We start from the raw sequence: 6,828 nt of genomic DNA, 5'->3' as shown, positions 1-6,828 counted from the left end.
CAGCTCGGCATTGCTCGCTGCCAGCCGTTCGGCGGAGAGGCGGATATTGTCCTCCAGCCCGGTCCGGACATGGCCGCCGAGCTCGATCGCCCATGCGCTCACCTGCCGCTGGTGCCGGCCGATGCCGGCGGCCGCCCAGGTCGCCTGCGGGAACAGTCGCAGGCCTTCGGTGACCAGGATCTCGAGCAGATGGCGCTCCGCCGGCAGGGCGTTCTGGATGCCCAGCACGAACTGGAGATGCGCGCGCTCGTCCATCAGCCCGGCATCGGCCAAGCGGCGGGCGCCATGGAGATGGGACAGGTCGAAGATCTCGATCTCGGGCTTGACCCCAAAGCGCTGCATCGTGCTGGCCAGCTCGGTCACCAGGGGCGGCTGGTTCTCGTAGACGATCGAGGGGAAGTTCACCGAGCCGGTCGACAATGACGCCATGTCGGGGCGAAGGGGCAAAGCACTCGCGCGCTCCGCCGGGGCCCGGCCGCGCCCGCCGGTGGAGAACTGGACGATCATGCCCGGGCAGTGGCGACGCACGCCTTCCTGCACGCGGGCGAAGCGGTCCGGATCGGAGGACGGCGTCTCGTCGTCGTTGCGGACATGGATGTGCACCAGCGCCGCCCCGGCCTCGAACGCCGCTCTCGTCGATTCGATCTGCTCGTCCGGCGTGATCGGCACGGCCGGGTTGTGCGCCTTGCGCGGCACCGAGCCGGTGATCGCCACGCTGATGATGATGGGCCGCATGCGCCGGTGTCTTCTTCTGCCTGGGGTCGCGGGGCGAGCTCGACCGACGACTTGCGGCGTGGTTGCGCGCCTGGTCAAGCGGCGGGTCGGGAAGCCGGCGAGTTGACTTGCGGCGGGCCGGCGGTAGGGTGGCCTGACCACCAGACCACAGGCAGCCATGCAGCCGGATGCCGCCCCACCCATGCGCTTCAAGGTCATCCAGGCGCGCCGGGTCTATGCGCAGATCGCCGAGCAGATCGCGGAACTGATCCGCACGGCCGAGCTGAAGCCGGGCGACCGGCTGCCGGCGGAGCGGGACCTGGCCAAGCAGTTCGGGGTCAGCCGGCCCTCGGTGCGCGAGGCGATGATCGCCCTGGAGGCGGCGGGCCTGGTGCAGGTGCGCCCAGGAGAAGGCATCTTCGTCCAGGACCGCCCGGAAGAGGCGCCGCCGATCACGCGGGCGGCGGCACCGAGCTGGCTGGAACAGCTGGACGCGTGCAGCCTGATCGAGCCCGAGGTCGCGGCCCTGGCCGCGCGCCATGCGGAACCGGGCCACATCGCCGACCTCGCCGCCGCCGTGGCGCGGATGAGCGTCGCGGATCCGGATGGCGATATTGCCGCGGATGCGCGCCACCAGTTCCACCTCGTCCTGGCCCGGGCGACCGGCAACAGCTTCCTGGCGGGAACCGTAAAGGAGCTGTGGGACCTGCGCCGGGGTGCCATGTGGGAAGGAATCCGCAAGCGCCGGCACGACCCGGCCCGCCACCGGCTCGCCAACGCCTTGCGCGGCGAGATCGTGACCGCGCTGACGGACAAGGATTCCGCCCGGGCCAGACGGGCCATGAAGCGGCTCTGCCAGGAGATCAGGTCCCGATATTTCAGCGACTGAGCCCCAGCACCACCCCACGACCGCCAGTGTTGCCGCCTGTCCGCGCCAAGACGGACAGTGGCCAGATCAGGGAGGCCGGATGACCGGCGACATCGAACGACGCACCATGCGCAAGGTGCACCTGAACGTGCTCCTGCTCGCCCTGCTCTTCCAGGTCGTGAACTATTTCGACCGGGTGAACCTGAGCTTCGCAGCACTCACCATGGGGCCGGAGATCGGCCTCACCGCGACCCAGTTCGGCATCGGCGCCAGCGTCTTCTTCATCAGCTATGCGCTGTGCGAGATCCCGAGCAACCTGGCGATGCACCGCTTCGGCGCCAATGTCTGGATCGCGCGGATTCTGGTGAGCTGCTCGATCACCGCCATGATGATGGCGCTGATCAGCGGCCCGCTCAGCTTCTACCTGGTCCGCTTCCTGTTCGGCGCCGCCGAGGCCGGGCTGATCCCCGGCCTGATGCTCTACGTCACCTACTGGTACCCGCAGTCGCACCGCGCGTTCGCGACCGCGGTGATCTCGACCGGTGTCGGTGTGGTGGGCGTGCTGGCCGGCCCGGTCTCCGGCCTGATCATCGACGCTACCGACGGCCTGCTGGGCTTGAGCGGCTGGCGCTGGATGTTCATCCTGGAAGCGGCACCGCTGCTGCTGATCGGCATCGGCGCCCGCTACTGGCTGGCCAACGACCCGGCCACCGCCTCCTTCCTGGCGCCGGACGAACGCAAATGGCTGAGCGAGCGGATGGCCAGGGAACGGGCGCAGCTCGATGGCCATGGCCGGCTAGGCGAAGCGGTGCGCAATCCCCGGGTCTGGCTGCTGGGCCTGATCTACTTTTTGTTCCTGGTGGCTGTGTACGCGCTACAGATGTGGCTGCCGCAGATCATCAAGTCGGTGGGCGACACCAGCAACCTGACCGCCTCGCTCTTGTCCGCCGGGCCGCCGTTTTTGTCGGTGATCTTCGCCATCCTGCTGGGCCTGAGCTCCGACCGGCACCAGGAGCGGCGCCTGCACCTGGCCCTGCCGCTGATCCTGGGCGGCGGCCTCCTGATCCTCAGCACGACCGTGACCAGCCCGACCCTGGCCTATCTGGTGCTGTGCCTGGCCTGGGGCAGCCTGTTCGCACCGCTGGGCATCTTCTGGGCGATGGCGGGCTCGTTCCTGACCGGTGTCGCCGCGGCGGCAGGGCTCGCCTTGATCAACACATTGGCCCAGTTCGGCGGCCTCGTCGGCCCCAGCCTCATCGGCTACGCCAGGGACTGGACCGGCGACTTCGCCATGGCCATCGCGCTGATCGGCTGCTTCCCGATCGCTGCCGGCCTCCTGGCGTTCGCCCGCGGCCGCCAGCCGGCGCCACGGCTGCGTCAGGCATGACCAACAAGCCATAAGGAGAGCTCGATGCGCACGCAACGGATGGTCCGCCACCCGGTCCGCAAGGTCTGGGACGAGGGCAGGGTGGCGCTCACCTCCTGGTGCTCGATCCCCAGCCCCTACACCGCCGAGGCCCTGGCCCTGCTCGACTATGACTGCATGGTCATCGACATGCAGCACGGCATGATCGACTTCTCCGACATGGTGCGGATGCTCCAGGGCATCGAGGCGTCCGGCCTGTCCGCGATGGTCCGGCTGCCCTGGAACGATGTCGGCCTGGCCCAGAAGGTGCTGGATGCCGGGGCCAGCGGCCTGATCTGCCCGATGGTCAACAACCGGGAAGAATGCGCGCGCTTCGTCGGGGCCTGCCACTACCCGCCTTTGGGCTACCGGAGCTTCGGCGGGCTGCGCTCGTCCAGCTATTATGACGAGATCGGCGAGGTGTTCACCAGGTCACGCGAGGCCATCCTGGTGTTCGCGATGATCGAGACCGTGGAAGCGATGAGGAATGCCGAGGCGATCGCCTCGGTGCCGGGGCTGGACGGGATCTTCTTCGGCCCGGCCGACCTGTCCGCCTCGGCCGGCCGGGCACCCGCGGTGGGCGTGAACGACGACTTCATCGACGAGGCGCACCGCACGATCATCGATCTGTGCCGCCGCCACGGCCTGAAAGCCGGCATCAACGCGATGAGCCCGCAGGCGGCGACCAGCCTGGCGGAAACCGGCTACGAGTTCATTCCGCTGCACTCGGATCTGGGGCTGTTGCGCGAGCTCGGCACGGCGACCCTGCGCGAGACGAGGGCGGCGCTGGGCAGCAGGTCACGTGCCGGGGCCTGAACCAAGGTCCGGCAGGCGAGGGTGTCTGCAACCACTATCGACAACTTCTTGACTGGTAGGTAAGTTTCATTCACGCGGAATGGCGGCCCTTGGCCGCTCCGCCCTCGATGGCCGCAGCAAGCCGGCCGATCAGGAAAACGAGCCGCCTGCAGGACAGGCCGGCGGTCAGGGAGAACAAGATGAACGGCATGCCGCGATGGCCGAGCGGATGATCACGCACGCTCGATGACCCGGCACGGGCGACCCAGCCCTGCCTTCCGGTTCGCTCGCCCCCAGCAAGGATGGTCACGCATGACCGTTCAAGGACCAGCGCCCGTGGCAAGATGCGTCGACGGGATGAACTTCGCCCTGCGCTGCATCGCCGGTGTGCTGATGATCGCGGCGACCGTCGCCATCAGCTACCAGATCATCATCCGGTTCGTGCTGACGACCTTCGAGATCCGGGTCTCGGCGCCCTGGACCGAGGAGATCGCGCGCTACTGCTTCATCTGGTCGGCCTTCCTGGGGGCCGCCACCTTGTGCCGGACCAACGGGCTGATCTCGGTCGACTATCTGGCCGTTGTCCTGCCGCCGAAGGTCTCGCGCCTGCTGCAGATCCTGGTCACCCTGACCTGCATCGGCTTCTTCCTCCTGCTGGCCTGGGTGGGCTGGGAGTGGACCGCGATGAGCTTCTTCGAAGCCTCGCCGGTCCTGCGCCTGCCGATGGCCTATGTGTACGGCGCCATGCCGGTGGGCGGTGCGATCGCCGCACTCAACCTGGTGATGCTGCTCACCGAGCAGCTCCGGCAGGCCGCCCCCGAGCCACGCCGGCTCGACACGATTCCGGCGGAGTAGGTCCATGGCCATCGTCCAGCTCGTGGGCGGCCTGCTCGCCCTGTTCCTCCTCTCCGTGCCGATCGCGGTCTCGCTCGGCATCGTCGCGTTCGCGACGCTCCACAGCGGCGGCATCCCGCTGGTGGCGGCCGTCCAGACCGTGTTCGAATCGATGGACAGCTTCTCGCTGATGGCGGTGCCCTTCTACATCATTGCCGGCAGCATCATGCAGGCGGGCGGCATCTCCGCGCGGCTCCTGGCCCTGGCCAACGCCATCGTGGGCTGGGTCCGCGGCGGGCTCGGCGCCTCGGCCACGCTCACCAGCATGTTCTTCGCCACGATCTCGGGCTCGTCCTCGGCCACCACCGCCGCCATCGGCACGATCACCATCCCGGCCATGGTGAAAAAGGGCTATCCGCGCCCGTTCGCGACCGCGGTCGTGGCGGCATCCGGCGAGTTGGGGGTCGTCATCCCGCCGTCTTTGCCGATGATCATCTATGGCCTGGTGATCGGCGTCTCGGTCTCCGACCTGTTCATCGCCGGGATCCTGCCCGGGATCCTGATCGGCTGCTCGCTGATCCTGGGTACCGTGATCGCGGCGCACTGGTGGCAGTTCGACGAGGTCGAGCAGATCACGCCCAGGCAGTGGTTGGGCAACCTGCTCGGGGCGTTCAAGGCCTCCGGCTGGGCGCTGATGATGCCGGTCATCATCCTGGGCGGGATCTATACCGGGATGTTCACGCCGACCGAGGCCGCGGTGGTGGCGATCGTCTATGGCCTGTTCGTCAGCGTCTTCATCTATCGCCAGCTCACGCTGCGCATGGCGGTCGACGTCTTCATCCGCAGTGCCGTGATGTCCGGCGGCCTCCTCCTGATCGTGGGCTTCGCCTCGGCTTTCGGCTTCGTGCTGACGCTGAATGAGATCCCGCACCAGGTGGGCGCCTGGATCACCTCGGTGGTCGGCTCGGCGGTAGGCTTCCTGCTCCTGGTCAACGTCCTGCTGCTGGTCGTCGGGCTGTTCATGGAGACGCTGGCGGCGATCATCATCCTGGCCCCGATCCTGGCGCCGATAGCACTGCAATACGGCGTCGACCCGCTGCACTTCGCCTTCATCATGATCGTGAACCTCGCGGTCGGCATGGTCACTCCGCCCGTCGGGGTGAACCTGTTCATCGCCTGCGAGATCGCCGGCCTGCGCATCGACCAGATCGTGAAGTGGCTGATCTACTTCCTGGCGATCCTGATCCTGGATGTGCTGTTCATCAGCTTCATTCCCGGGATCTCCATGTTCTTCCTGCGCTGAACTCGACCACCAGAAGGCGGCGTACCCGCCGCGACACCCATCGGGAGGTGACCCAATGAAGAAGCTCCTGGCCTCGATCCTGTGCGCCACGGCACTCGCCGTCGCGGCCCCGATCCAGGCCGATGCCGCCACCGAGCTGAAGTTCGGCCATGTCCTGAAAGAGGACAGCTGGTATCAGCAGGTCGCCGTGAAGTTCAAGGAACTGGTCGAGGAGCGCAGCAAGGGCGACGTCACGGTCACGATCTTCCCGAACGGCCAGCTCGGCGGCGAGGCGAAGATGATCCAGAGCGCGCGCGTGGGCGCTGTCTCGCTGGGGGTTGCCTCCTCGCCGATCTTCGAGCCGACCGTGCCCGAGTTCGCGGTCCTGTCCCTGCCTTATCTGTTCGACGATGCCGCGCAGGCCAATGCCAGGCTCGGCGGCGAAGCCGGCCAGGCGATGCTCGACCTGCTCGACCAGCACGGCGTCGTCGGCCTCGGCTTCTTCTCGGCGGCCGAGCGCGACGTGTTCGGCAAGACGGCGATCCGTTCGGCCGCCGACCTGAAGGGCCTCAAGATCCGCGTGCCGCAGTCGCCGAGCTTCGTCGACACCTACGAGGCCATGGGCGCGCAGGCGACCCCGATGGCCTATACCGAGCTCTATTTGGCGCTGCAGAACGGCGTGATCGACGCGGCCGACACCAGCGCCGATGTCTACGTCTCCGACCGGTTCTTCGAGGTGAGCAAATATTTCAACCTCACCCGCGTCCACTACGCGGCACCGGTCCTGTTCATGTCGAAGCTGCAGCTGGGCCGGCTGAGCGAGGAGAACCAGCAGATCGTCCGCCAGGCCGGCAAGGACGCCCTGGCCTTCGGCAACGAGGCCTATGCGGGCATGGTCGCCGATGCCATCGCCCGGATGAAGGAAGAGGG

At 67.7% G+C, this 6,828-nt stretch carries 7 protein-coding genes; 6 read left to right on the top strand and 1 reads right to left on the bottom strand.

Annotated features, from left to right (window positions below; all coding sequences use genetic code 11):
* Positions 1–735: 3-keto-5-aminohexanoate cleavage protein (locus tag VNS22_RS13705; RefSeq protein ID WP_325733300.1), on the bottom strand; the 735-nt coding region annotated here is incomplete at its 3' end.
* Between the two features lie 181 nt (positions 736–916).
* Here VNS22_RS13705 and VNS22_RS13700 point away from each other — a divergent pair.
* The 6 genes from VNS22_RS13700 to VNS22_RS13675 all read left to right on the top strand — a co-directional run.
* The gene (locus VNS22_RS13700; protein ID WP_325733299.1) at positions 917–1,603 is read left to right on the top strand and encodes a FadR/GntR family transcriptional regulator; all 687 of its coding nucleotides are present in this window, start codon (positions 917–919) and stop codon (positions 1,601–1,603) included.
* A gap of 79 nt (positions 1,604–1,682) precedes the next feature.
* A complete protein-coding gene (locus tag VNS22_RS13695) occupies positions 1,683–2,969 on the top strand; it encodes an MFS transporter (RefSeq protein ID WP_325733298.1) in 1,287 nt (428 codons plus the stop codon).
* A gap of 24 nt (positions 2,970–2,993) precedes the next feature.
* Positions 2,994–3,803 carry an HpcH/HpaI aldolase family protein gene (locus VNS22_RS13690; RefSeq protein ID WP_325733296.1) on the top strand — a complete coding sequence of 270 codons (810 nt, stop codon included), beginning with the start codon at positions 2,994–2,996 and terminating at the stop codon, positions 3,801–3,803.
* A gap of 315 nt (positions 3,804–4,118) precedes the next feature.
* A complete protein-coding gene (locus tag VNS22_RS13685; protein ID WP_325733294.1) occupies positions 4,119–4,637 on the top strand; it encodes a TRAP transporter small permease in 519 nt (172 codons plus the stop codon).
* A 10-nt stretch (positions 4,638–4,647) separates the two neighbouring features.
* A complete protein-coding gene (locus VNS22_RS13680; RefSeq protein ID WP_414653360.1) occupies positions 4,648–5,919 on the top strand; it encodes a TRAP transporter large permease in 1,272 nt (423 codons plus the stop codon).
* Positions 5,920–5,974: 55 nt separating this feature from the next.
* A partial coding sequence (locus tag VNS22_RS13675; protein ID WP_325733290.1) for a TRAP transporter substrate-binding protein occupies positions 5,975–6,828 on the top strand: 854 nt, incomplete at its 3' end.

Source organism: Geminicoccus sp. (assembly GCF_035556675.1).
Classification (GTDB): Bacteria; Pseudomonadota; Alphaproteobacteria; order Geminicoccales; family Geminicoccaceae; genus Geminicoccus.
The sequence above is the reverse complement of the archived record's forward strand: the minus strand, read 5'-3'. Positions and strand labels throughout refer to the sequence as shown.

What these genes read in the sequence shown, in the direction of transcription:
- VNS22_RS13690 (WP_325733296.1), top strand. Translation starts at nt 2,994, where the DNA reads ATGCGCACGCAACGGATGGTCCGCCACCCGGTCCGCAAGGTCTGGGAC.
- VNS22_RS13695 (WP_325733298.1), top strand. Translation starts at nt 1,683, where the DNA reads ATGACCGGCGACATCGAACGACGCACCATGCGCAAGGTGCACCTGAAC.
- VNS22_RS13700 (WP_325733299.1), top strand. Translation starts at nt 917, where the DNA reads ATGCGCTTCAAGGTCATCCAGGCGCGCCGGGTCTATGCGCAGATCGCC.